Here is a 21,248-nt window from a genome sequence, read left to right as displayed (position 1 = left end):
AGTCGGGCGCAAGAAAGTTGCTTGACGAAAAGTAGCTTACGAGTAAGCTACTTCCCATCGAGCGATTGCCACTCCTGGTCATCGCATCGAGCGATCACCGTGAAGACCGAGCGCCCCCGGAGTCCCCATGCGTACGTTCCGCAGCCGTACCCGCACCGCCCGGATAGCCGGGGAACGCCGGATGCTCGTCGCCATGGCCGTCGACGCGACCGGATCCGGGATGTACGTGCCGTTCAGCCTGGTGTTCTTCCACCACGTCACCGGGCTCTCGTTCGCCACCGTCGGACTCGTGCTCACCGTCGTCGGTCTTGCCGGGCTCGGCGCGCTGCCGCTCGCCGGGTCCGCCGTCGACCGGTACGGGGCGAGACGGGTGCAGCTCCTGCTGTACGGGGTGCGGGGCGCGGGCTTCCTGCTCTACCCCTTCGCCCACTCCCTCCCCGCCTTCGCCGCCGTCGCGCTCGCCACCGCCTTCGGCGACCGGGCCTTCCCCGCCGTACAGCAGTCGCTGCTCGGCGAGGTCGCCCAGGGCGCCGACCGGGACCGGCTCCAGGCCTCCTCGCGCGCCCTGCGCAACGGCGGACTCGGTGCCGGCTCGCTGCTCGCCTCGCTCGTCGTCGGGTTCGGCGGGGACGCCGGATTCACCGCGGCGGCCTGGCTCAACGCGGCCAGCTTCGCGCTCGCGGCCCTGCTCATGCGGGGCGTACGGGGCGAACGGCGGGCGCCGGTCGAGGGCGCGGCCCAGCCCTCCGCCGGCTACCGGCAGGTCTTCGCCGACCGGCCCTTCCTCGGGCTCACCGCCGTCAACTTCCTGAACGCGCTGGGTTATTCGGCCCTCTCCGTCCTCTTCCCCCTCTACATCACCACCTGGCTGCACGGGCCCCAGGCCATCACCGGCACCGCGTTCACGCTCAACACGGTGATGTGCGCGGCGGGCGGGGTCGTGGTCGCGGCGCGGGTCCGGTCCCGCGGCGCCCGGCGCACCCGCTCCTCGGCGCTCGGCTCGCTCCTCTTCGCCGCCGCGTTCGCCGCGCAGATCGTGCTCGGTACGTTCCGGCCCGGCTCGGGGGTCGTGCTCGGCGGGGCGCTGCTGCTCATCGTCGCGCTGTACACGCTGGGGGAACTCGTCCACAGCCCGTCCGCCGGGGCGCTCTCGGTGGCGGCCGCGCCGGAGGCGCTTCGGGGGCGGTACCTGGCGGCGTACCAGCTGTCCTGGTCGCTGTCGGCGGCGCTCGCGCCGTCGCTCTTCACGGCGCTGATGGCGGTGGACGGGCGGTTGCCGTGGGCGCTGCTTGTCGGTACGTCGGTGGTGGCGGCGGGCGTGGTGGTGCGGCTTGAGCGGGTGCTGCCGGGTGGGGCGGTGCGGGTTGCTTCCGCCGGGCGGGGGGTGGCGGTCGCCGCAGGCTGATTCATTCCCCACCCCGCCCCCCGAGACCCTCCGGGGGTGAAGGGCCCCCGGGGCTCCGCCCCGGACCCCCGTTCGCGCCTCAAGGGCGCTCGTCCTCAAACGCCGGACCGGCTGAAATGCCCCGCTGCGGGCCGACACCGGCCCGGACAGCAAGTCCCATGAACCGGAACCGACAGGGAAGTCACATGAACCAGAACCGGCTCGTCACCGTCGCCCTCACCGCCCTCGCCCCCGTCTCCTGGGGCTCCACCTACTTCGTCACCACCCAATTCCTCCCCGCTGACCGCCCGTTGTTCACCGGCATGATGCGGGCCCTGCCCGCAGGCCTCGCTCTGGTCGCGCTGACCAGACGGCTGCCCAGAGGCGACTGGTGGTGGAAGGCGGCCGTGCTCGGGGCGCTCAACATCGGCGCGTTCTTCCCGCTGCTCTTCCTTTCCGCGTACCGGCTGCCCGGCGGCATGGCGGCCGTGATCGGGTCGGTCGGACCGCTCTGGGTCGCTGGGCTCGCCGCCCTGTTCCTCGGCGAGAAGCCCACCCTGCGGACCCTGCTGACCGGCATCGCCGCAGCCCTCGGAGTCAGCCTCGTGGTCCTGAAGGCGGCCGGAGCCTTCGACGCGATCGGGGTGATCGCCGCGCTCGGCTCCTCGGCGAGCATGTCCGCCGGGACCGTGTTCACCAAGCGCTGGGGGCGGCCGGAGGGAGTCGGACCGCTGGTCCTGACCGGCTGGCAGCTCACCGCGGGCGGACTCCTCATAGCGCCGGTGGCCTTCTTCGTGGAGGGTGCGCCGCCCGCGCTCGACGGGCGCAACATCGCCGGGTACGTCTACCTCGCCCTGGTGAACACGGCCGTCGCGTACTGGCTCTGGTTCCGCGGCATCGGCCGCATGACCGCGACCTCCGTCACCTTCCTCGGCCCGCTCTCCCCGCTCACCGCCGCCGTCATCGGCTGGGCCGCACTCGGCCAGGCGCTCGCTCCCGTACAAGTCCTCGGCATGGCGATCGCCTTCGGTGCCACCCTGGCCGGCCAGGTCACTCCCAAGAAGCCGGCCAAGTCCGCGCAATCGTTCAGTTCTACTGAAGATAACCAGCTGGAACTTTCGATGGACGTGACGAGTCGCCCGGTGCGACGGTAAGGGCACACCACCCGGCCCCACCGCCCCGAAACGGAGTCATCGTGACCGTCCTGGACCGAGTCCGCAGCACACCGCGCGCCACCGCGGCCAAGAAGGTGGGCGGAGCCTCCGGGCTCGGCCTGGTCTTCGCGGCCGTCGCGACGGTCGTCTGGTCCGGGAGCTTCGTCGCCTCCCGGGCCCTGCACGACTCGGTTCCGCCGATCCAGGCCGCGTTCTGGCGCTGGCTGATCGCCATCGCCGCGGCCGCCCCGTTCGCCGTTCGTGAGGCCTGGCGTCAACGCGCTCTGATCCGGAGCCACTTGGGCTTCCTGACGCTCGCCTCGCTGCTCGGCATCACCGTGTACAACACCCTCGTCAACCAGGCCGGAACCTCCACCTCGGCCGGCAACATGGGCATGATCATGGCCGCCTCGCCGGTCCTGATGGCCGTCCACGAGCGCCTCACCGGAGGCCGGCTCGGCGCCCGCCGCACCGTCGGACTGCTCGTCGCCGTGGCCGGTGTGCTGCTCCTGGTCAGCAAGGGCTCGCTCGATCTCGCCCTCGCGCCCGGCGACCTGTGGATGGTCGCGGCCGCCCTCAGCTTCACCTCGTACAGCGTGCTCCTCAAGCGCCGCCCGGCCGAACTCGGCGCGCTCGCCTTCCTGTTCACCACCTTCGTCCTCGGCGCGCTCATGCTGGCTCCGGTGTACGGAGTGAGCCTGGCGGTCCAGGGCGGCTTCGCCGCGACGCCGGGCACCGTCGGCCCGCTCCTCTATGTCGGGGTGCTCTCCTCCGCGGTCGCCTTCTTCGCCTGGAACAAGGCGATCGCGCTGATCGGCGCCGCTCGCGCCGGAGTCGTCTACTACCTCCAGCCGGTCTGCGTGGCCCTGCTCTCCTACCCCCTGCTCGGCGAGGCGACGGGCCCGGCGCAGCTGGTGTGCATGGCGCTCATCCTCGGCGGAGTCGTTCTCGGATCCCGCAGGTGAGGCGCCCCGGGGAGGCGCCGGTATGTTGCGTCCCATGAGCGAGTGGGACATCAAGAAGCTGCACATCCTGCGGACCCTGCGCGAGCAGGGCACCGTGACCGCGACGGCCGAGGTGCTCATGATGACGCCCTCGGCGGTCTCGCAGCAGCTGTCCAACCTCGCCAGGCAGCTCGGCGTGACGCTGCTCGAAGCGCACGGCCGCCGGGTCCGCCTCACCGACGCCGCCCATCTCGTACTGCGCCACGCCGAGGCCGTCTTCGCCCAACTGGAGCGCGCGGACGCCGAGTTGGCGGGCTATCTGCAAGGAGAGGCGGGAGAGGTGCGGGTGGGGGCGTTCTCCACGGCCGTGGCCGCTCTCGTCGTGCCGGCCGTGCAGCAGCTGCGCCGCAGCCACCCGGCTCTGGAGGTACGGGTGCGGGAGGCCGAGGCGGCCGAGGCGTACGAGCTGCTCTCGGCCGGGGCGGTGGACCTCGCCCTCTCCCTCGCCGCCCACGCGCCGAGCGCCCGCGACCCGAAGTTCGCGCTGCTTCCGCTGCTCACCGACCCGCTCGACGTGGCGCTGCCCGCCGGGCACCCGCTCGCCGCCGAACCGGGCCTCCGGCTCGCCGACCTGGCGCACGAGCCGTGGATCTTCGGCGGCAGCGGGCCCTGGTCGGAGATCACCACGGCGGCCTGCGAGGCGGCCGGCTTCGTCCCCGAACAGGCGCACAGCGCGGCCGGCTGGACCGCGATCCTGGCCATGGTCGAGGCCGGGATGGGGGTCGCCCTGGTGCCCCGGATGGCCGCCGCGGAGCGCCGCGCGGGCGTCGTCACGCGGATACTCAGTGCGGATCAGCCTCGGCGGCATGTCGTGGCCGCCGTGCGGCGCGGCGCGGAGGAGGGGCCTGCGGTGGCCCGGGTGCTGGCCGCGCTGCGGGAGGTCGCGGGCGCGCGGGCCGCGTAGGCGCTCCGCGGGGTGCGGGGATTCGTCTGCAGGCCGTCGGTGGCTGGTCGCGCAGTTCCCCGCGCCCCTGGAGGGTGTTGCTGTCAGGACGCCGAAGGGTGCGGCGCGTCCAGGCGGGCGAGTTCATCCTCGGTCAGCCGCAGCGCGCCCGCCGCCACGTTGTCCACGAGGTGGGCCGGGTCGCCCGTGCCGGGGATGGCCAGGATGTGCGGGCCGCGGTGCAGCGTCCAGGCGAGGCGGACCTGCGCCGCGCTCACGCCCCGCTCGCGTGCGACCGCGAGGACCTCCTCGCTCTCCGCGCCGCCCGCACCCGTCTCGCGCCCGGCTCCCGCGATCGCGTAGAACGGCACGAACGCGATCCCCTTCTCGCCGCACAGCCGCAGCATCTCCTCCTGCGCCGCGGGCGCGCCGATGCCGTACGGATTCTGCACGCAGACGACGGGCGCGATGGCCAGCGCCTCGTCGAGGTGCGCGGGGCCGACGTTCGACAGGCCCAGGTGCCGGATGAGCCCCGCCTCGCGCAGCTCGGCCAGCGCGCCGAAGCGGTCGGCGACGGAATCGGTGCCGGTGATGCGCAGATTCACCACGTCCAGGTGGTCGCGGCCGAGCTGGCGCAGGTTCTCCTCGACCTGCGCGCGCAGCGCCTCGGGCGTCCTGGCGTGCTCGCCCCACTCGCCCGAGGGGACCCGGGTGGGCCCGACCTTGGTGACGATGACGAGATCGTCCACGTACGGGGCAAGGGCCCGGCCGATCAGCTCGTTCGCGGATCGCAGCGGGGAGAAGTAGAACGCGGCGGTGTCGATGTGATTGACGCCGAGCTCAACTGCCTTGCGCAGTACGGCAATTGACCGTGCGCGGTCACTCGGTACGGCATCGGCGCGCAACGCCGCGCCCTGCTGCGGCAGGCGCATCGCACCGAAGCCGATCCGGTTGACGGTCAGGTCGCCGAGCTGCCAGGTGCCCGCGGCCGCCGCGGTGATGGTCTCTGGGGTGGTGGTCGTGGTCATGGCGGGAGTCTGGCAGCGGGAGGGTGGCCCGCCCCGAGATGGCAGCAAGCTGCCAGGAGCGCCAGGAGTGTTCACTATTGCTGAACGTATTGTGCGGAAACTTTCGATGGACGTGGAGTGTGGGGCGGGCGAGAGTCGGGTCATGACTTCCGCCACCGACGCCCCCGAGAACATCGCCGACCACGCATCCGCGGCGGTCCCGCACGCCAATGACGCCGCCCCCTATGGAGGCGGCGACCCGTACGCCGACTACCGATCCGGCGACTTCGCGTTCACCGAGCTCGTCGACCTCGCGGACCGCCGGCTCGGCGCCGGAGTCATCGCCGCCAACGACGAGTTCTTCGCCGAGCGCGAGAACCTGCTCGTTCGCGATCGGGCCGTGTTCGACCCGGAGCACTTCGGGCACAAGGGCAAGATCATGGACGGCTGGGAGACCCGCCGCCGTCGCGGCGTGGACGCCACTCACGTCTTCCCCGCGCCCGAGGACCACGACTGGGCGCTCGTACGGCTCGGCGCGCCCGGCGTGATCAAGGGGATCGTCGTCGACACGGCGCACTTCCGCGGCAACTATCCGCAGCGCATCTCCGTGCAGGCGACGGCGGTCGAGGGCTCGCCCAGCCCCGAGCAGTTGCTCGCCGACGACGTGAAGTGGGACGAGCTCGTCCCGCCGACGCCGGTGCGCGGCCACGCCGAGAACGGCTTCGAGATCACCACCGGCCGCCGCTACACCCACGTCCGGCTCTGTCAGCACCCCGACGGCGGCGTGGCCCGCCTGCGCGTGCACGGCGAGGTCGTACCGGACCCGGAGTGGCTGGACACGCTGGGCACGATCGACCTCGTGGCGGTCGTCAACGGCGGTTCGTACGAGGACGCGTCCGACAAGTTCTACTCCTCGCCGACGCAGATCATCCTGCCGGGGACGTCGCGGAAGATGGACGACGGCTGGGAGAACCGCCGTCGCCGTGTCCGCGACACCAACGACTGGGTACGGTTCCGGCTGGTCGCACAGGGGGCGATCAGGGCGGTCGAGATCGACACGGCGTACCTGAAGGGGAACTCTGCGGGGTGGGTCGCGCTGAGCGGGCGCAACGGTGAGGCGGGGGAGTGGTTCGAGATCATCCCGCGTACGCGTCTGCAGCCCGACACGCTGCACCGGTTCCGCCTGCCGGCGCAGGCGGTGGCGACGCATGTCCGCCTGGACGCGTTCCCGGACGGCGGGGTGGCCCGTATGCGGCTGCACGGGGCGCTGACGACCGAGGGCGCGGCCGAACTCCGCCGCCGCTACACGGAGCTGACCGGCTGACCCCCGGTCCCTCCCTCTTCCGCCCGGCGGCACGGTTGCGCACAGACGCCCGTCCGCCGGGCGGGTTTCATTTCCCCACCCCGCCCCATCCCGAGAGCCTCCGGCAGGCGGGGGCGACAGATGCGTCCGGTGGGCACGGGGCTCCGCCCCGGACCCCGCTCCTCAAACGCCGGAGGGGCTGATTTCGCGTACAGCACCCCCGGCGGGTTTCGGGAAGGGGCGGGGCGGGGTGGGGGCGGCCCCGGAGGGAAACGCCCCCACCCCGCACACCGCTACGCGGCCTCCGCGTCGGCCGCTCGTGCCCTCAGGGCCCGCTCCACGCCCGAGCGGGACTCCGAGATCAGGCGGCGCAGCGACGCGTTCGGCTGGGCCGAGGCGAGCCAGGCGTCCGTCGCGTCCAGGGTTTCCTGGGAGACCAGGAGGGACGGGTACAGGCCCACCGCGATCTGCTGGGCGATTTCGTGCGAGCGGGACTCCCATACGCCCTTGACCGCGTCGAAGAACTTCGCCGAGTACGGGGCCAGCAGTTCGCGCTGGTCCGTCTGGACGAAGCCGCCGATCACCGCTTCCTGGACGGCGTTGGGGAGCGTGTCGGCCTCCACCACCGACGCCCACGCCTCCGCCTTCGCCTCCGGCGTCGGACGCGCGGCCCGGGCGGTCGCCGCGTGGCGCTCGCCCGCTGCCGTCCTGTCGCGCTCCAGCTCCGCCGCGATCTCCGGCTCGTCGAAGACGCCCGTCGCCGCAAGCCGCTCCACGAACGCCCAGCGCAGCTCGGTGTCCACCGCGAGGCCCTCGATGGTCTCCGTGCCCGCCAACAGGCCCTGGAGCAGGTCGAGTTGCTGCGGCGTGCGGGCCGTCGCCGCGAAGGCGCGGGCCCAGGCCAGCTGGTGGTCGCCGGCCGGCTCGGCGGTGCGCAGGTGCGCCAGCGTCGCGTCGGTCCACTGGGTCAGGCCCGCGTCGCGCCACTCGGGCGCCGCGTACAGGTCGATGGCCAGCTTCACCTGGCGGTGCAGGGACTGCACCACGCCGATGTCCGACTCCTTGGCGATGCCCGACAGGACGAGCGCCAGGTAGTCGCGCGTCGCGAGTTCGCCGTCGCGGGTCATGTCCCAGGCCGAGGCCCAGCACAGCGCGCGCGGCAGCGACTCGGCGAAGTCGCCCAGGTGCTCGGTGACGAACCGCAGGGACTCCTCGTCGAGGCGGACCTTCGCGTACGACAGGTCGTCGTCGTTGAGCAGGACGACCGCCGGGCGGGGCGTGCCCGCGGGCAGCTCGACCTCGGTGCGGGCGGCCGCCTCGATGTCCAGCTCGAACCGGTTCGTACGGACCAGCTTGCCCGAGCCGTCCAGGTCGTAGAAGCCGATCGCGATGCGGTGCGGGCGCAGCGTCGGCTCACCCTTCGCACCGGCCGGCAGCGCCGGGGCCTCCTGGAGGACCGTGAAGGAGGCGATGGCGCCGGACGCGTCCGTCGCGATCTCGGGGCGCAGCACGTTGATGCCCGCCGTCTCCAGCCACGCCTTCGACCAGGTCTTCAGGTCGCGGCCGCTCGTCTTCTCCAGCGCGCCGAGCAGGTCCGGAAGGCGCGTGTTGCCGAACGCGTGCGCCTTGAAGTACGCCTGCACGCCCTGGAAGAACTCGTCCATGCCGACATAGGCGACGAGCTGCTTCAGGACCGAGGCGCCCTTCGCGTACGTGATGCCGTCGAAGTTGACCAGGACGTCTTCCAGGTCATTGATCTCGGCCATGATCGGGTGCGTGGACGGCAGCTGGTCCTGGCGGTAGGCCCAGGTCTTCTCGGAGTTCGCGAACGTGGTCCACGCGTTCGGCCACTTCGAGCCCGGAGCGTAGGCCTGGCAGGCGACCGAGGTGTAGGTGGCGAACGACTCGTTCAGCCACAGGTCGTTCCACCACTCCATCGTCACGAGGTCGCCGAACCACATGTGGGCCAGCTCGTGCAGGATGGTCTCGGCCCGGCGCTCGTACGCCGCGTCCGTCACCTTCGAGCGGAACACGTACTGGTCGCGGAAGGTCACCGCGCCCGCGTTCTCCATCGCGCCGGCGTTGAACTCCGGCACGAAGAGCTGGTCGTACTTGGCGAACGGGTAGGCGTAGTCGAACTTCTCCTGGAACCAGTCGAAGCCCTGCCGGGTCACCTCGAAGATCTCGTCCGCGTCGAGGAACTCGGCGAGCGAGGGACGGCAGTAGATGCCCAGCGGCACGGTCTGCCCGGCCGGACCCTCGTACGAGGAGTGCACCGAGTGGTACGGGCCCACGATCAGCGCGGTGATGTACGTGGAGATGCGCGGCGTCGGCTCGAAGACCCAGAGGTCGTCCTTGGGCTCCGGCGTCGGCGAGTTGGAGATCACAGTCCAGCCGGCCGGCGCCTTCACGGTGAACTGGAAGGTCGCCTTCAGGTCCGGCTGCTCGAACGAGGCGAACACGCGGCGCGCGTCCGGAACCTCGAACTGCGTGTACAGATAGGCCTGTTGGTCCACCGGGTCCACGAAGCGGTGCAGACCCTCGCCGGAGTTGGTGTACGCGCAGTCCGCGACCACCCTCAGCACGTTCGGGCCCGCTTCGAGCCCGGCCAGGGTGATCCGGCTGTCATGGAACACGGCGGCCGCGTCCAGCGCGGTCCCGTTCAGGACGACCTCGTGCACGGTCGGCGCGACCAGGTCGATGAAGGTCTCCGCCCCGGCCTCGGCCGAATCGAAGCGCACGGTGGCGACGGACCGGTAGGTCCCGCCCTCCTGCGCGCCGCTCAGGTCGAGCTCGATCTCGTACGAGTCAACGGTGAGCAGGGCCGCCCGCCGCTGCGCCTCTTCACGGGTCAGATTCGTGCCAGGCACCCGGTCATCTCCTTCAGATGCTTCAGTTCCATCAGATCGTGACGTTCCGGCCATCCTTGCACGCACGGCGCGCACAGCGCGATGTCCGTTTTCCGCCGGTGAACAGGGCCTCGCGCGGCCACGCTGGGGACATGACGATCTACACGGCACGCCCCATCGAGCCCGCCGTCCTCAAGCAGCTCCGCGACACCGACGACGCCGGGCGCGCCTGCGTCCCGTACATCGATCACGAGGGCGGCGACCCCTTGCGCTGCTGCCTGAGGCGGATCCGGCCGGGCGAGCGGGTGGCCCTGGTCACGTACGCGCCGCTGCGACGCTGGGCCGCCGAGGCCTCGGCCGCGCCGGGTGCGTATGACGAGCAGGGGCCCGTCTTCATCCATGCCGAGGAGTGCGACGGGCCGGCGGGCGCCGACCCGTACCCCTTCACGCACCCGGGAGCACTGCGGGTCCTGCGGCGCTACAGCCGTGCCGGGCACATTCTCGGGGGGCGGCTTCTCGAGTTCCCGGAGGCCGCCGCGGAGGGCTTCGACGCGGCCCTCGACGAGGCCTTCTCCGACCCGGAGGTCGCCCTGGTGCACGTCCGTGCCGTCGAATACGGCTGCTTCCAGTTCGAGGTGCGCAGGCCCTGACGTCGGCTGCGGACCGGTGGGGGCTGTGAGCACCCACCGGCCCGCAGCCGAAGACCAGCGGGGTCCAGGGGCGCTAGCCCTTGAGCTCGGCCGCCACCAGCTCGGCAATCTGGACGGCGTTCAGCGCGGCGCCCTTGCGGAGGTTGTCGTTCGAGAGGAACAGCGCGAGACCGTTCTCCACGGTCTCGTCGTTGCGGATGCGCCCCACGTACGACGCGTCCTTGCCCGCAGCCTGGAGCGGCGTCGGGATCTCGGACAGCTCCACGCCGGGCGCGGACGCAAGGAGCTCGTAGGCGCGCTCCACGCTGATCGGGCGCTCGAAGCGGGCGTTCACCTGGAGCGAGTGGCCGGAGAAGACCGGCACGCGGACGCAGGTGCCGGAGACCTTCAGGCCGGGGATCTCCAGGATCTTGCGGGACTCGTTGCGGAGCTTCTGCTCCTCGTCGGTCTCGAAGGAGCCGTCATCGACGATGCTGCCCGCGAGGGGGAGCACGTTGAAGGCGATGGGGCGCTTGTAGACGCCGGGCTCGGGGAACTCGACCGCGTCGCCGTCGAAGGTCAGCTGGTCGGCGGCCTCGGCGACCTTGCAGGCCTGGGTGTGCAACTCGGCGACGCCCGCCAGGCCCGAGCCGGAGACGGCCTGGTAGGTGGTGGCGACCATCGCGGTGAGGCCGGCCTCGTCGTGCAGCGGACGCAGGACGGGCATCGCGGCCATCGTCGTGCAGTTCGGGTTGGCGATGATGCCCTTGGGGCGGTTCTTGACCGCGTGCGGGTTGACCTCGGAGACCACGAGCGGGACCTCGGGGTGGCCGCGCCAGGCGGAGGAGTTGTCGATCACGACGGGGCCCTGGGACGCGACCTTCTCGGCCAGGGCCCGCGAGGTGGCGCCGCCCGCCGAGAACAGCACGATGTCCAGGCCCGAGTAGTCGGCGGTGGACGCGTCCTCGACCGTCACGCCGTCCAGGACCGTGCCCGCGGAGCGCGCGGAGGCGAACAGGCGCAGCTCGTCGACCGGGAACGCCCGCTCGACGAGGATCTTGCGCATGACCGACCCGACCTGCCCGGTGGCTCCGACGATTCCGACCCTCACGGTGACTCCCTTGGTGCTCACGTGCTTCACGCGCTCCTGTACGACTCCGGCGCTCCCATGATGCGTCGGAGTCCGGCGGACTTGTCCAATCCATTGTCCGTTGTGTGGGACGCCTGCCCACTTGTGACAAGTCCATGGCATCCGTGTTGCATCCGCCCCGAATTGCCCCACGGAGCCGTTTTTGCTGGCTACGGTCCTGACAAGCCGGTCGATCACCGGCGACACCACACCGTATTCCGGAGGATTTCCCGTGCCCGTATCCCGCCGCGTCCGGGCCATAGCCGCCCTCGCCGCCGCCCCGGTGATCCTGTCCTTGGCGACCCCCGCCGTCGCCCGCGGGGGGCCCGGCCAGCACTTCGCGAAGAAACTGGTCAAGGAGGCGTCGGGGGAGAGCGCCTATCGCCACTTGGAGGCGTTCCAGAAGATCGCCGACTCGAACGGCGGCAACCGGGCGGCAGGCACCCCCGGCTACGACGCCTCGGCCGCCTATGTCTACGGACAGCTCAAGCAGGCCGGGTACGACGTCTCGTACCAGGACTTCACCTTCTACGAGTCGAAGACCCTGCGCCAGAAGCTGACCGTGCAAGGCGCGGGCGGGCGTCAACTGACCGCAGCCGCCTACCAGTTCAGCAAGTCGACGCCGGCCGGCGGGCTCACCGCCGAGGTGAAGGCGGCCCGGGTCGACGACACCCCGGGCTGCTCGCTCGACGACTACGCCTCCGGCACCTTCACGGGCAAGATCGCGCTGGTGAAGCGCGGCAGCTGCACCTTCCAGGAGAAGGAGGCCGTCGCCGCGAAGGCGGGCGCGGCCGGCGTCATCGTCTACAACCACTCCGGGACCGACGTGGTGCACGCCACGGTCGGGGAGCCGGGGAACGCGCACATTCCGGCCGCCGGGATCTCCCTCGCGGACGGCGAGGCGCTCGCCGGGCAGCTCGCCAAGGGGCCGGTCGAGGTCACCCTGGACGTGGCCACCGAGGCCGTCGCCAAGAAGACCCGCAACGTGATCGCCGAGACCCGCACCGGCAGCCCGGACAGCGTGGTCGCGCTCGGCAGCCACCTCGACTCGGTCCCCGCCGGCCCCGGCATCAACGACAACGGCTCCGGCTCGGCCGGCCTGCTCGAAGTCGCGCTCAAGCTCGCCAAGGAGACCAAGCAGACCCGCAAGCACCCGAGGCAGCTCCCCAACAAGGTGCGGTTCGCCTGGTGGTCCGGCGAGGAGCTCGGACTGCTCGGCTCGGAGCACTACGTCAAGAACCTCACCGAGCAGCAGCAGAAGCAGATCAAGCTCTATCTGAACTTCGACATGATCGCCTCGCCGAACGCCGCCCAGCTCGTCTACGACGGCGACGACTCCGACAAGAAGGGCGCGGGCCCCGGCCCCGCCGGATCGGCGCAGATCGAGGGCCTGATCAACAGCTACCTCGACAAGCGGCACGTCCAGCACGAGGGCTACGACTTCGACGGCCGCTCCGACTATGGCCCCTTCATCGCGGTCGGCATCCCGGCCGGCGGCACCTACACCGGCGCCGAGGAGATCAAGACGCCCGAGCAGGCCAAGAAGTGGGGCGGCACGGCGGGCCAGGCCTTCGACCCCAACTACCACGCCAAGGGCGACACGTTGAAGAACATCGACAAGAGGTACTTCGACCTCAACATCGACGTCATCGCGCAGGCCGTCGGCACGTACGCCTACGACCTGAGCTCACTCAAGGGCTGAGCGGACACGAAGAGGCGGGGCGGGTGCTCGTGAAGAGCGCCCGCCCCGCCGTGTTCGTGCCAGCCGCTACTGAGTGACCTTGCCGATGATCACGCTGCCGCTGCCCGCGGCGGTGCCGCGCTCGTTCACCAGCTGGACCGTCCCGAAGAACTGGCGCCCCTCGGGAGCCGCACCGGCCGTGACGACATCCGCCGTGACCTGGGCGGACGCGCCGCCCACGAGCTTGACGGTCTTGCTCTCGTCGACCTTGACGGTGCCGAGCGAGGGAGCGAAGAACACGTCCCTGTAGGCGTACGTGGTCGAACCGGCCGGGACCGCGTAGCCCGCGACCTGGATCGTGTACGTGCCCGCGGCCGGCTTGACCAGGCTGACCGACTCGTCCGAGCTGCTGGTCGTGGACTTGCCGACGGTCTTGCCGTTCTGGTCCAGGACGTACAGGTCGAGGTCGGCGCCCTTGTCGGAGGTGCCGCCGATCGACACGTCCAGGTGCTCGACGCCCGCGCCGATGGTGACCGTGCTGGTCTGCGTCTCACCGGTCTTGATGGTGGGGGTCGCGACCTTCGCCGAACCCAGCGAGCCGCCCTTCAGCTTGCCGTCGAGGGCGGCGAAGTTGTTGGTGACCTTCCACTGCACGGGGGCCGGGGTGCCCGCCTTCGCCTCGGGCACCGTCTGGGTGGCCGGGTCGAAGTTCACGCCGAGCACCGAGACGTCCAGCTTGTAGGAGTTGTCCAGGTACGGCGACGTACGGCGCGCCTCGACCTCGATCTCCCACACGCCGGCCTGCGGGTTCGCGTACGAACGCAGGTCGGGGCGGCAGGTGTTGGCCGGGTTGTCGTAGTTCGGGTAGCAGTTCGGCGTGCCCGTCGTGTCCAGGGCGACACCGTAGGGGTGGATCGAGATGAAGCGGGTCTGGCTGCCCGAGCGCAGCGCGCCCATGCGGACCTCCAGGTTCTTCGCGCCCGCCGGGACGTTCACGAAGTACGACTTGGTGGAGTTGCGCTGCACCGTCGAGGACGCCGTGAAGGTGTAGCCGGGGCCCGCGACCGGCGTCGCGACGATGACGGTGGCCATGATCTGCTGGTCCACGCCGACGGTCTTGGGGTCGTCGACCTGGAGGATCGCGCTGTGCACGCCGCCGGACTTCGGCTGCGCCTGCACCTTGACGGTGACGGGCTTGCCGAGCGGGAGGCTCACCTCGTCGTCACCGAGGATCTTGAAAGTGCCGTCGTCGTTCTTCAGGGACAGCTTGTGCTTGACGTTCTTGTCCGGTCCGGTGGTGCGGGTGACCGTGACGTCGTACGCCTTCTTCTGTCCGGCCTTCAGGCCGCTCTCGCGGTCGTAGATGCCGGTGCCGGTGTCCGGGGTCTTGAGCGCGAAGGAGAGCGCGCTGGAGACCGGCGCGGTCACCGTGTACTCGTGCGCCGGGGCGTGCTTCTTCGCGGTCTGCTTGATCGCGTCCCAGGCGCCCACGATGTTGATGAGCCCGGCACCCTCGGAGTAGGCCTGGACTCCCTTGATGTGCTTGGCCGTCGAGGTCAGCGCGGTGCGCAGGTCGGCCGGCGGCAGGTCGATGCCCTGCTGCTTGGCGGCCGAGATCAGCAGCGCCGAGGCGCCGGCGGCCTGCGGGGAGGCCATCGAGGTGCCCTGGAGCATCGAGTAGCCGGCGGGGAGGCTGTAGCCCGACTCCTTGACCGGGCTGCCGGGCAGCCAGGTCTGGGTGGAGTTGATGGCCGCGCCCGGGGCGGTCAGCGTCGGTGTGAAGCCGCCGTCCTCACGCGGGCCGCGCGAGGAGAACGGCATCATCTGGTAGTCCGTGGAGACGCCGGAGCCGTAGTTGGCGGCCCAGGTCTCCTTGGAGATGCTCGCGCCGACGGATATGACGTGGTCGGCGAGGCCGGGGTCGCCGATGGTGTTGACGCCCGGACCGTCGTTGCCGGCCGAGATGACCAGCTGGACGCCGTAGCTGTCGATGAGGCGCTTGTAGAGCTCGGCGCGCGCGTTGTTGCCGTCGTTGAGCGCCGGCAGGCCGCCGATCGACATGTTCACGATGTCGACGTGGCGGTTGGTGACGAGGTCGATCATGCCCTCGGTCAGCGCGATGTTGGTGCAGCCGCCGTCCCAGTTGCAGGCGCGCGAGGAGACGATCTTCGCGCCGGGCGCGGCACCGCTCATCTTGCCGCCGAACAGGCCGTTCGCGGAGGTGATGCCCGCGACGTGGGTGCCGTGCTCGGACTCGATGACGCCGATGTTGACGTAGTCCGAGGTGTGCCCGGCCGCGTCGTAGACGACGTTCTTGCGGATCTCGACGGTGAACGGGACGCGCTCGACGACATCGGTCGCCGGGTTGTCCGTGCCGAAGTAGCCGACCTGGTAGCCGTCCTTGTACGGCTTCATCGGGACGTCGTCCGAGAAGTCGTTGTTGTTGTTCAGGTCGACGCGGACCGTGCCGGCGACCGGGTCGTAGAGCACGCCCCAGCTGTCGGTGGTGTCGCCGTCCCGGTTCAGGTCACCGGCCGCGTCGCCGCCCTTGGTGACCTTCTCGGCGAAGGTGGAGAACTCGTACGAGCCCGCCGGGGCCGTCCACGTCTTGCCGCCCGCGGTGAACGTCGGCCCGGAGACCGCGGTGTTGGCGCGCAGCCAGGTGCCGTCGTTGTCCTGCACCGGGTCGGTCGAGGTGACCCAGTCGACGATCTTGCGCTCGCCGGTGGTGGTCTTCTGGAGCGCCGGGTGGCCGAGGTCGACGCCCGAGTCCAGGATGCCGATGGTGACCCCGCGGCCGTCCGCCTCGGGGTGCTGCTTCACGAAGTCGACCGCACCCGTCTCGAAGTTCGGGTTGTACGGGTTCTTCGCGGGGGTGTCCTTGCCCGGCGCCGGGTAACTGCCCGACGTGCGCAGCTGCTTCGCGGACTTGGTGGTGTCCGCGGAGGGCGTCGGGTCGTCCAGCTGGATGTCCTGCTTCAGGTCGATGCCGTGCACCGAGGGCAGCTTCGCGGCCGCCTTCAGGGCCGCCTCGGCCTTCGCCGTCGGCAGGGTCGCGCGGACGTAGCCGAGCTTGTCGTCCTGCTTGCCGACGGTCGCCCCCGCGACCGCGTGCAACTGCGAGGTGACGGCGGACGTGGCGCCCGGTGCGGTCGCCACCATGACGGTGACGCTCTTCTCGCCCTTGGCCTGCGCCTCGGCGAGCCGCTGCTCGTCGGCCTTGCCGAGCTTGTCCTCGGCGGTCTTGGCCGGAGCGGTCTTGACCGGCGGCGCGGTCCACGGGTCGTCGCCGCCCCTCGCGGCGAAGGCGGGTGCGGCGCCCGCCGCGACGAGCGCGGCCACCAGGCCGGCCGCCGCCGCTGTGCGGGCTGTGCGTCTCGCCCCGGGTATGGAGCGCGGGGATTCAGTGGTCATTCAGCATCCCTATGAGGTGGGTAAGGGTCCGGCCGCAGGGAAGGTTCGAATTGCGGTGCCGGATGACCGCTGAGCATTGCGTATATGACTGTTGTTTGTGGAGAGTTGACCGTTACGTGATGTGAACATGGCGCTTTTCCGCCACCGCCCGGAGCCCGCCAGGCCGAGCCGGTCCGGTCGCGGCGCCGGAGAGCGGCGCCCCCGCGCACTGGGGCCCGTAACCTCACTGAATGAACACGGAGTTGCGGGTGGCGGCCTACGCCGTATGCGTACGGGAAACCGGTGGCGTCCAGGAGATCCTGCTCGCCCGCTGGGTGGCCGGGGACGGCACCAAGCGGTGGACGCTGCCGGGCGGCGGCATGGACCACGGCGAGGACCCCCTCGACACCGTGGTGCGCGAGCTAGACGAGGAGACCGGGTACGCCGTCGAACCCGTCCGGCTGCTCGGCATCGACTCCATCAACCGGCGCTACCCCCGAAAACTCGGCCGCTTCGCCGACTTCCAGGGCCTGCGCATCGTGTACGAGGCCCGCATCACCGGCGGCGAGCTGCGCCACGAGACCAACGGCTCCACCGACCTGGCCGCCTGGCACCCGCTGACCGGGGTGGCCGGCCTGGACCGGGTCGAACTCGTCGACGTGGGCGTTGAGTTGTGGCGCACCCGGCCGCCCACGGGCAAGGCGTCCCTGCCCGTGGGCTGAGCCGTACGTTTTCCGATCGCGGGCGGTGGGCCGTTCCCCTCCGAAGGCCCGCCGCCCGCGTCGGGTCTAGGGGGTGCCCGGTGGGCCATGGCCGGGGCCGCGGCGTCTGGCACGGCACCTCGCCGCGTTGCCGAAACGCCCCGAGAGCTCCTCCCCCAAGGCCTGAAGGGCCAGGGGGGACCCCCATTCGAGACGCTCCGGCGCCTTGCGATGCACCGCACCAGACGCCACGACCTACCCGACCCTGACCCACCGGACACCCCCTAGCGGGGGAGCACCACCACATAGGCGGCGGGCTCCCGGTCGGTGGACGCCATCAGCGCGGTCCGCACCACGGCCGCCTGCTGTTCGAGGGAGTCGCGGAGCTTCTTCGGCGTGATGTGCACGACGGTGATCCCGAGCCGTTCGAGTGCCTCGCGCTTGCGCGTGTATTCCGACCACATCGCGTCGTCATCCTGCCTCGGAGCCCGGGTGTCCAGCTCCACCGCCACCGCCTGCTCGGGCCAGTACGCGTCCAGGCCGCCCAGGTGCGGGCCGCCCGGCAGGCGCAGGTCCACGTTCCACAGCGGGTCCGGCAGGCCGAACCCGCGCACCATCGTGTACAGCCGCTCCTCGGCGATCGAGCGCCCCTCGGCGAGCAGCGCGTCCACCGCGTCCACGACATGGGCCCGGGTCAGCAGCCGCGCCTGGGTCAACTCCCGTACGATCGCGGCCGGTTCGGTGTGGCCGCGGCGCACCGCCTCGGTGAGCAGGCGGCGTACGGCCTGGGCGTCGCCGAGGACCGCGACGGCGTCCGCGAGCGCCCGTGGCACCGGCGCCACCGGCACCCCGGTGATCATCTCCTCGTACGGCATCGCGTGGGCCCGCACCAGCTGGACGCAGCCCGTCGAGCGCAGCCGCCGGGTGCGCGGCACCAGGATGTCGATCCGGTCGAGCGAGAGCAGCGGGGGAGCCGAGGAGAACCCGTGCAGCGCGAGCGCCGCGAGCCCGGTGACGATCGCCTGCGGCGCCTCGGTGCGGGCCTGGCCCTGCGCCGGGATGGCCTTGGCGCGCCCGGCGGCCGGCCACCCCGCGTACAACAGCGCGGCATGCAGCCGCTCCTCGCTGGTGGCGGGGCCCGGGTGCAGCACGTACACGCCCGGAAGGAGCTGCTGCCACGGCCCGCCGGGCAGGCACTGGGCGGCGGTCCGCGCGGCCGAAACCCCGTGCGCGCGCAGCTGGTTGGCGGACAGGACGCGCTGCTGTACGTCGGTGAGGTGGCTCAGGGGGCGGGGGGAGAGCGGGGTGTTGTGGTTCATGCTGCGGGGTTTTCCGCAGCCGAACCGCCTACTAACCGCTGTTACATGCCCGTCGACAAATCCGGACAACCCCGTCCTAAAGTACGGGCGTTCGAATGCCGATCAGGGGGCCCGTTCGCGGGCCCCCTCATCGGGCGTCAGACTGCGGTCGCCGCCGCGTCGCAGGCCTGGCCGCGCAGGGTGCGGGCCAGGTCGTCGCGGGCTTCGAGGACCAGGCGGCGCAGGGCCGGGGCCGCGTCCTCGTGCGCGGTGAGCCACTCGTCCGTGGCCGCCAGCGTCGCCTCGTCGTCCTGGAGGCCCGGGAACAGGCCCTTGACGATGTCCATGCCGATCTGGATCGAACGCTCGGCCCACACCCGCTCGATCACCTCGAAGTACTTCGGGGCGTACGGGGCGGTCAGCGCGCGCTGCGAGGGCTGGTTGAAGCCCGAAATCGTGGCCTCCGCCAGCGCGTTGGACAGCGCGTCCGACTCCACGACCTGTGCCCAGGCCTGCGCCTTGACGGCCTCGGAGGGGCGCGCGGCCAGGCAGCGCACCTGGTGGCGCTTGCCGGACGCGGTGTCGTCGCGGGCCAGTTCCGCGTCGATCGCCGACTCGTCCACGACGCCGTGTGCGGCCAGCGGTTCGAGCAGCGCCCAGCGCAGCTCCTGGTCCACGTCGAGGCCGTCGATCTTCGCCGTGCCCGCGAGCAGGCCTTCGAGGAGCTGGAAGTCGGCGCCGGTGGTGGCCGTCGCCGCGAAGAAGCGGGCCCAGGTCAGCTGGTGCTGGCTGCCCGGCTCGGCGAGCCGCAGCTCGTGCAGGGCGCCCTCGGCGAGCAGCCGGCCGCCCTCCTCGCGCCGGTCCGGCGCCGCGTAGTGCACGACCGCCGACTGGGCCCAGGAATGCAGCATCTGGAGCACGCCGATGTCCGACTCGCGGCCCGCGTGCGCGAGGACGAGCGCCACGAAGTCACGGGCGGGCATGAGCGCGTCCCGCGTCAGGTTCCACAGCGCGGACCAGCACAGGGCCCGCGCGAGCGGGTCGTCCATGTCGCCGAGGTGGGCGCGCAGGGTGGCGAGCGAGCCCTCGTCGAAGCGGATCTTGCAGTAGGTCAGGTCGTCGTCGTTGACCAGGATCAGGTCGGGCCGCTCGGCCCCGGCGAGCTCGGTCACGACCGTGCGCGGTCCCTCGACGTCGACCTCGGCGCGGGCGTAGCGCACCAGGGCGCCCGCCTCGTTGCGGTACAGGCCCACCGCGACCCGGTGCGGGCGCAGTTCGGGGTGTGTTTCCGCGGCCTCCTGGATGACGGCGAGCTCGGTGAGGCGGTCGCCCGCGTCGTAAGTGGCCACCGGCGTGAGGGAGTTGACCCCGGCCGTCTGGAGCCAGGAGCGCGACCACGTCGCCATGTCGCGCCCGGAGACCTCTTCGAGGACCGAGAGCAGGTCGCCCAGACGGGTGTTGCCGTACGCGTGCCGCTTGAAGTAGCGCCGGGCTCCTTCGAGGAAGGCGTCCCGGCCGACGTACGCGACGAGCTGCTTGAGCACCGAGGCACCCTTGGCGTACGTGATGCCGTCGAAGTTGAGCTTGGCGTCCTCCAGGTCACGGATGTCGGCCGTGACCGGGTGCGTGGACGGCAGCTGGTCGGCCCGGTAGGCCCACGCCTTGCGGTTGTTGGCGAACGTCACCCAGCTGTTGGTGAAGCGCGTCGCCTCGGCCTGCGAGAACGACCCCATGAAGTCGGCGAAGGACTCCTTCAGCCACAGGTCGTCCCACCACACCATGGTGACCAGGTCGCCGAACCACATGTGCGCCATCTCGTGCAGGATGACGTTGGCCCGGCGCTCGTAGGCGGCCTGCGTCACCTTGCCGCGGTAGATGTACTCCTCGCGGAAGGTCACCAGACCCGGGTTCTCCATCGCGCCCAGGTTGTACTCCGGCACGAACGCCTGGTCGTACTTCCCGAACGGGTACGGGAAGTCGAAGTTCTCGTGGAAGAAGTCCAGGCCCTGCTTGGTGATCAGGAAGATGTCGTCGGCGTCGAAGTGCCGGGCGAGCCCCTTGCGGCACATCGCGCCGAGCGGGATCTCCAGCTTGTGACCGTCGTCGAAGGTGCGCGTGTAGGAGTCCGTCACGTAGTGGTACGGGCCCGCGACCACGCACGTGATGTACGTCGAGATCGGCTCGGTGGGCGCGAAGCGCCACACCCCGCCCTCCCGTCGCCCGTCACCACCCTTATTCGGAAGCGCTTCGCGCGCCCCTTCCGTTACCTGGCCGCCCGCGCCGTTGGACCACACCGTCCAGCCCTCGGGGGCCCGCACCTCGAAGACGAAGGGTGCCTTGAGGTCGGGCTGCTCGAAGTTGGCGAAGACGCGGCGCGAGTCGGCGGGCTCGTACTGCGTGTAGAGGTAGACCTCGCCGTCCTCCGGGTCGACGAAGCGGTGCATGCCCTCGCCGGTCCTGCTGTACGCGCACTGGGCGTCGACCACCAGGACGTTGTCCTCGGCGAGGCCGTCCAGGGCGATCCGGCTGCCGTCGAAGACCTCGGCGGGGTCGAGCGCGCGGCCGTTCAGCGTCACCGACGTCACCGACGGGGCGATCAGATCGGCGAACGTCGAGGCGCCGGGGCGCGCCGAGCGGAACCGGATCGTGGTCAGCGACCGGAACGTGCGGGGCCCGTCCGGGGCGTCCCCGACGGCGGACCGCAGGTCGAGGGAGACGTCGTAGCCCTCGACGGACAGCAGCTCGGCCCGCTCGCGGGCCTCGTCGCGGGACAGATTCTCACCGGGCACGGGCACTCCTTCGTGTCTCGTTCGAACGGCCTCGATCCTCCCAT

General features: G+C 71.2%; 14 protein-coding genes. 8 read left to right on the top strand and 6 right to left on the bottom strand.

All coding sequences use genetic code 11. From position 1 onward, the window contains the following. Positions 1-127: 127 nt before the first annotated feature. The 4 genes from IE206_RS21605 (at position 128) to IE206_RS21590 (ending at position 4,446) form a co-directional block, all read left to right on the top strand. Complete coding sequence (locus IE206_RS21605) at positions 128-1,405, top strand: MFS transporter (protein ID WP_189964456.1); 1,278 nt, start codon at positions 128-130, stop codon at positions 1,403-1,405. A gap of 185 nt (positions 1,406-1,590) precedes the next feature. After that, positions 1,591-2,538, top strand: coding sequence for an EamA family transporter (locus IE206_RS21600; RefSeq protein WP_189964454.1), 948 nt, complete (start codon positions 1,591-1,593; stop codon positions 2,536-2,538). 41 nt (positions 2,539-2,579) lie between these two features. After that, the gene (locus tag IE206_RS21595) at positions 2,580-3,503 is read left to right on the top strand and encodes a DMT family transporter (protein WP_226600166.1); all 924 of its coding nucleotides are present in this window, start codon (positions 2,580-2,582) and stop codon (positions 3,501-3,503) included. A gap of 34 nt (positions 3,504-3,537) precedes the next feature. Continuing rightward, entirely contained in the window at positions 3,538-4,446 is a 909-nt protein-coding gene (locus IE206_RS21590) for a LysR substrate-binding domain-containing protein (RefSeq protein ID WP_189964452.1), read from the top strand. Positions 4,447-4,529: 83 nt separating this feature from the next. Here IE206_RS21590 and IE206_RS21585 read toward each other — a convergent pair whose 3' ends face one another. Continuing rightward, the gene (locus IE206_RS21585; RefSeq protein ID WP_189964449.1) at positions 4,530-5,453 is read right to left on the bottom strand and encodes an aldo/keto reductase; all 924 of its coding nucleotides are present in this window, start codon (positions 5,451-5,453) and stop codon (positions 4,530-4,532) included. A gap of 142 nt (positions 5,454-5,595) precedes the next feature. On the opposite strand from IE206_RS21585, the gene alc reads away from it, so the two are divergent. Then, complete coding sequence (alc, locus tag IE206_RS21580; RefSeq protein WP_189964447.1) at positions 5,596-6,756, top strand: allantoicase; 1,161 nt, start codon at positions 5,596-5,598, stop codon at positions 6,754-6,756. 272 nt (positions 6,757-7,028) lie between these two features. Here the strand turns inward: alc and pepN (IE206_RS21575) are convergent, their stop codons facing one another. Continuing rightward, on the bottom strand, positions 7,029-9,605 hold the full coding sequence (pepN, locus tag IE206_RS21575) for an aminopeptidase N (RefSeq protein ID WP_189964445.1): 2,577 nt from the start codon (positions 9,603-9,605) through the stop codon (positions 7,029-7,031). A 131-nt stretch (positions 9,606-9,736) separates the two neighbouring features. Here pepN (IE206_RS21575) and IE206_RS21570 point away from each other — a divergent pair, with 131 nt between their 5' ends. After that, complete coding sequence (locus tag IE206_RS21570; protein WP_189964443.1) at positions 9,737-10,234, top strand: DUF1203 domain-containing protein; 498 nt, start codon at positions 9,737-9,739, stop codon at positions 10,232-10,234. 73 nt (positions 10,235-10,307) lie between these two features. Here IE206_RS21570 and IE206_RS21565 read toward each other — a convergent pair whose 3' ends face one another. Then, a complete protein-coding gene (locus tag IE206_RS21565; RefSeq protein WP_189964513.1) occupies positions 10,308-11,324 on the bottom strand; it encodes an aspartate-semialdehyde dehydrogenase in 1,017 nt (338 codons plus the stop codon). 250 nt (positions 11,325-11,574) lie between these two features. Here IE206_RS21565 and IE206_RS21560 point away from each other — a divergent pair, with 250 nt between their 5' ends. Then, positions 11,575-13,044, top strand: a complete 1,470-nt coding sequence (locus IE206_RS21560; protein WP_226600164.1) for a M28 family metallopeptidase — start codon at positions 11,575-11,577, stop codon at positions 13,042-13,044. A gap of 66 nt (positions 13,045-13,110) precedes the next feature. Here the strand turns inward: IE206_RS21560 and IE206_RS21555 are convergent, their stop codons facing one another. Beyond that, positions 13,111-16,437 carry a S8 family serine peptidase gene (locus tag IE206_RS21555; RefSeq protein ID WP_189964441.1) on the bottom strand — a complete coding sequence of 1,109 codons (3,327 nt, stop codon included), beginning with the start codon at positions 16,435-16,437 and terminating at the stop codon, positions 13,111-13,113. 230 nt (positions 16,438-16,667) lie between these two features. Between IE206_RS21555 and IE206_RS21550 the strand changes: the two genes are divergently transcribed. Next, positions 16,668-17,138: an NUDIX hydrolase gene (locus IE206_RS21550; RefSeq protein WP_189964439.1), complete on the top strand. Its 471-nt coding sequence runs from the start codon at positions 16,668-16,670 to the stop codon at positions 17,136-17,138. 263 nt (positions 17,139-17,401) lie between these two features. Here IE206_RS21550 and IE206_RS21545 read toward each other — a convergent pair whose 3' ends face one another. Together IE206_RS21545 and pepN (IE206_RS21540) are read right to left on the bottom strand one after the other, a co-directional pair. Next, positions 17,402-18,436 (bottom strand): hypothetical protein, encoded by a 1,035-nt coding sequence (locus tag IE206_RS21545; protein ID WP_189964437.1) that lies wholly within the window; start codon positions 18,434-18,436, stop codon positions 17,402-17,404. A gap of 137 nt (positions 18,437-18,573) precedes the next feature. Next, entirely contained in the window at positions 18,574-21,204 is a 2,631-nt protein-coding gene (gene pepN / locus IE206_RS21540) for an aminopeptidase N (protein WP_189964435.1), read from the bottom strand. Positions 21,205-21,248: the final 44 nt, after the last annotated feature.

This window comes from Streptomyces violascens, from assembly GCF_014649955.1.
In the GTDB taxonomy this organism is placed as follows: domain Bacteria; phylum Actinomycetota; class Actinomycetes; order Streptomycetales; family Streptomycetaceae; genus Streptomyces; species Streptomyces violascens.
The sequence above is the reverse complement of the archived record's forward strand: the minus strand, read 5'-3'. Positions and strand labels throughout refer to the sequence as shown.

Excerpts from the sequence above, each read along its gene's own strand:
- IE206_RS21570 (WP_189964443.1), top strand. The coding sequence starts at position 9,737 with ATGACGATCTACACGGCACGCCCCATCGAGCCCGCCGTCCTCAAGCAG.
- IE206_RS21600 (WP_189964454.1), top strand. The coding sequence starts at position 1,591 with ATGAACCAGAACCGGCTCGTCACCGTCGCCCTCACCGCCCTCGCCCCC.
- alc (WP_189964447.1), top strand. The coding sequence starts at position 5,596 with ATGACTTCCGCCACCGACGCCCCCGAGAACATCGCCGACCACGCATCC.
- IE206_RS21555 (WP_189964441.1), bottom strand. The coding sequence starts at position 16,437 with ATGACCACTGAATCCCCGCGCTCCATACCCGGGGCGAGACGCACAGCC.
- IE206_RS21545 (WP_189964437.1), bottom strand. The coding sequence starts at position 18,436 with ATGAACCACAACACCCCGCTCTCCCCCCGCCCCCTGAGCCACCTCACC.
- IE206_RS21590 (WP_189964452.1), top strand. The coding sequence starts at position 3,538 with ATGAGCGAGTGGGACATCAAGAAGCTGCACATCCTGCGGACCCTGCGC.
- IE206_RS21605 (WP_189964456.1), top strand. The coding sequence starts at position 128 with ATGCGTACGTTCCGCAGCCGTACCCGCACCGCCCGGATAGCCGGGGAA.
- IE206_RS21585 (WP_189964449.1), bottom strand. The coding sequence starts at position 5,453 with ATGACCACGACCACCACCCCAGAGACCATCACCGCGGCGGCCGCGGGC.
- IE206_RS21550 (WP_189964439.1), top strand. The coding sequence starts at position 16,668 with ATGAACACGGAGTTGCGGGTGGCGGCCTACGCCGTATGCGTACGGGAA.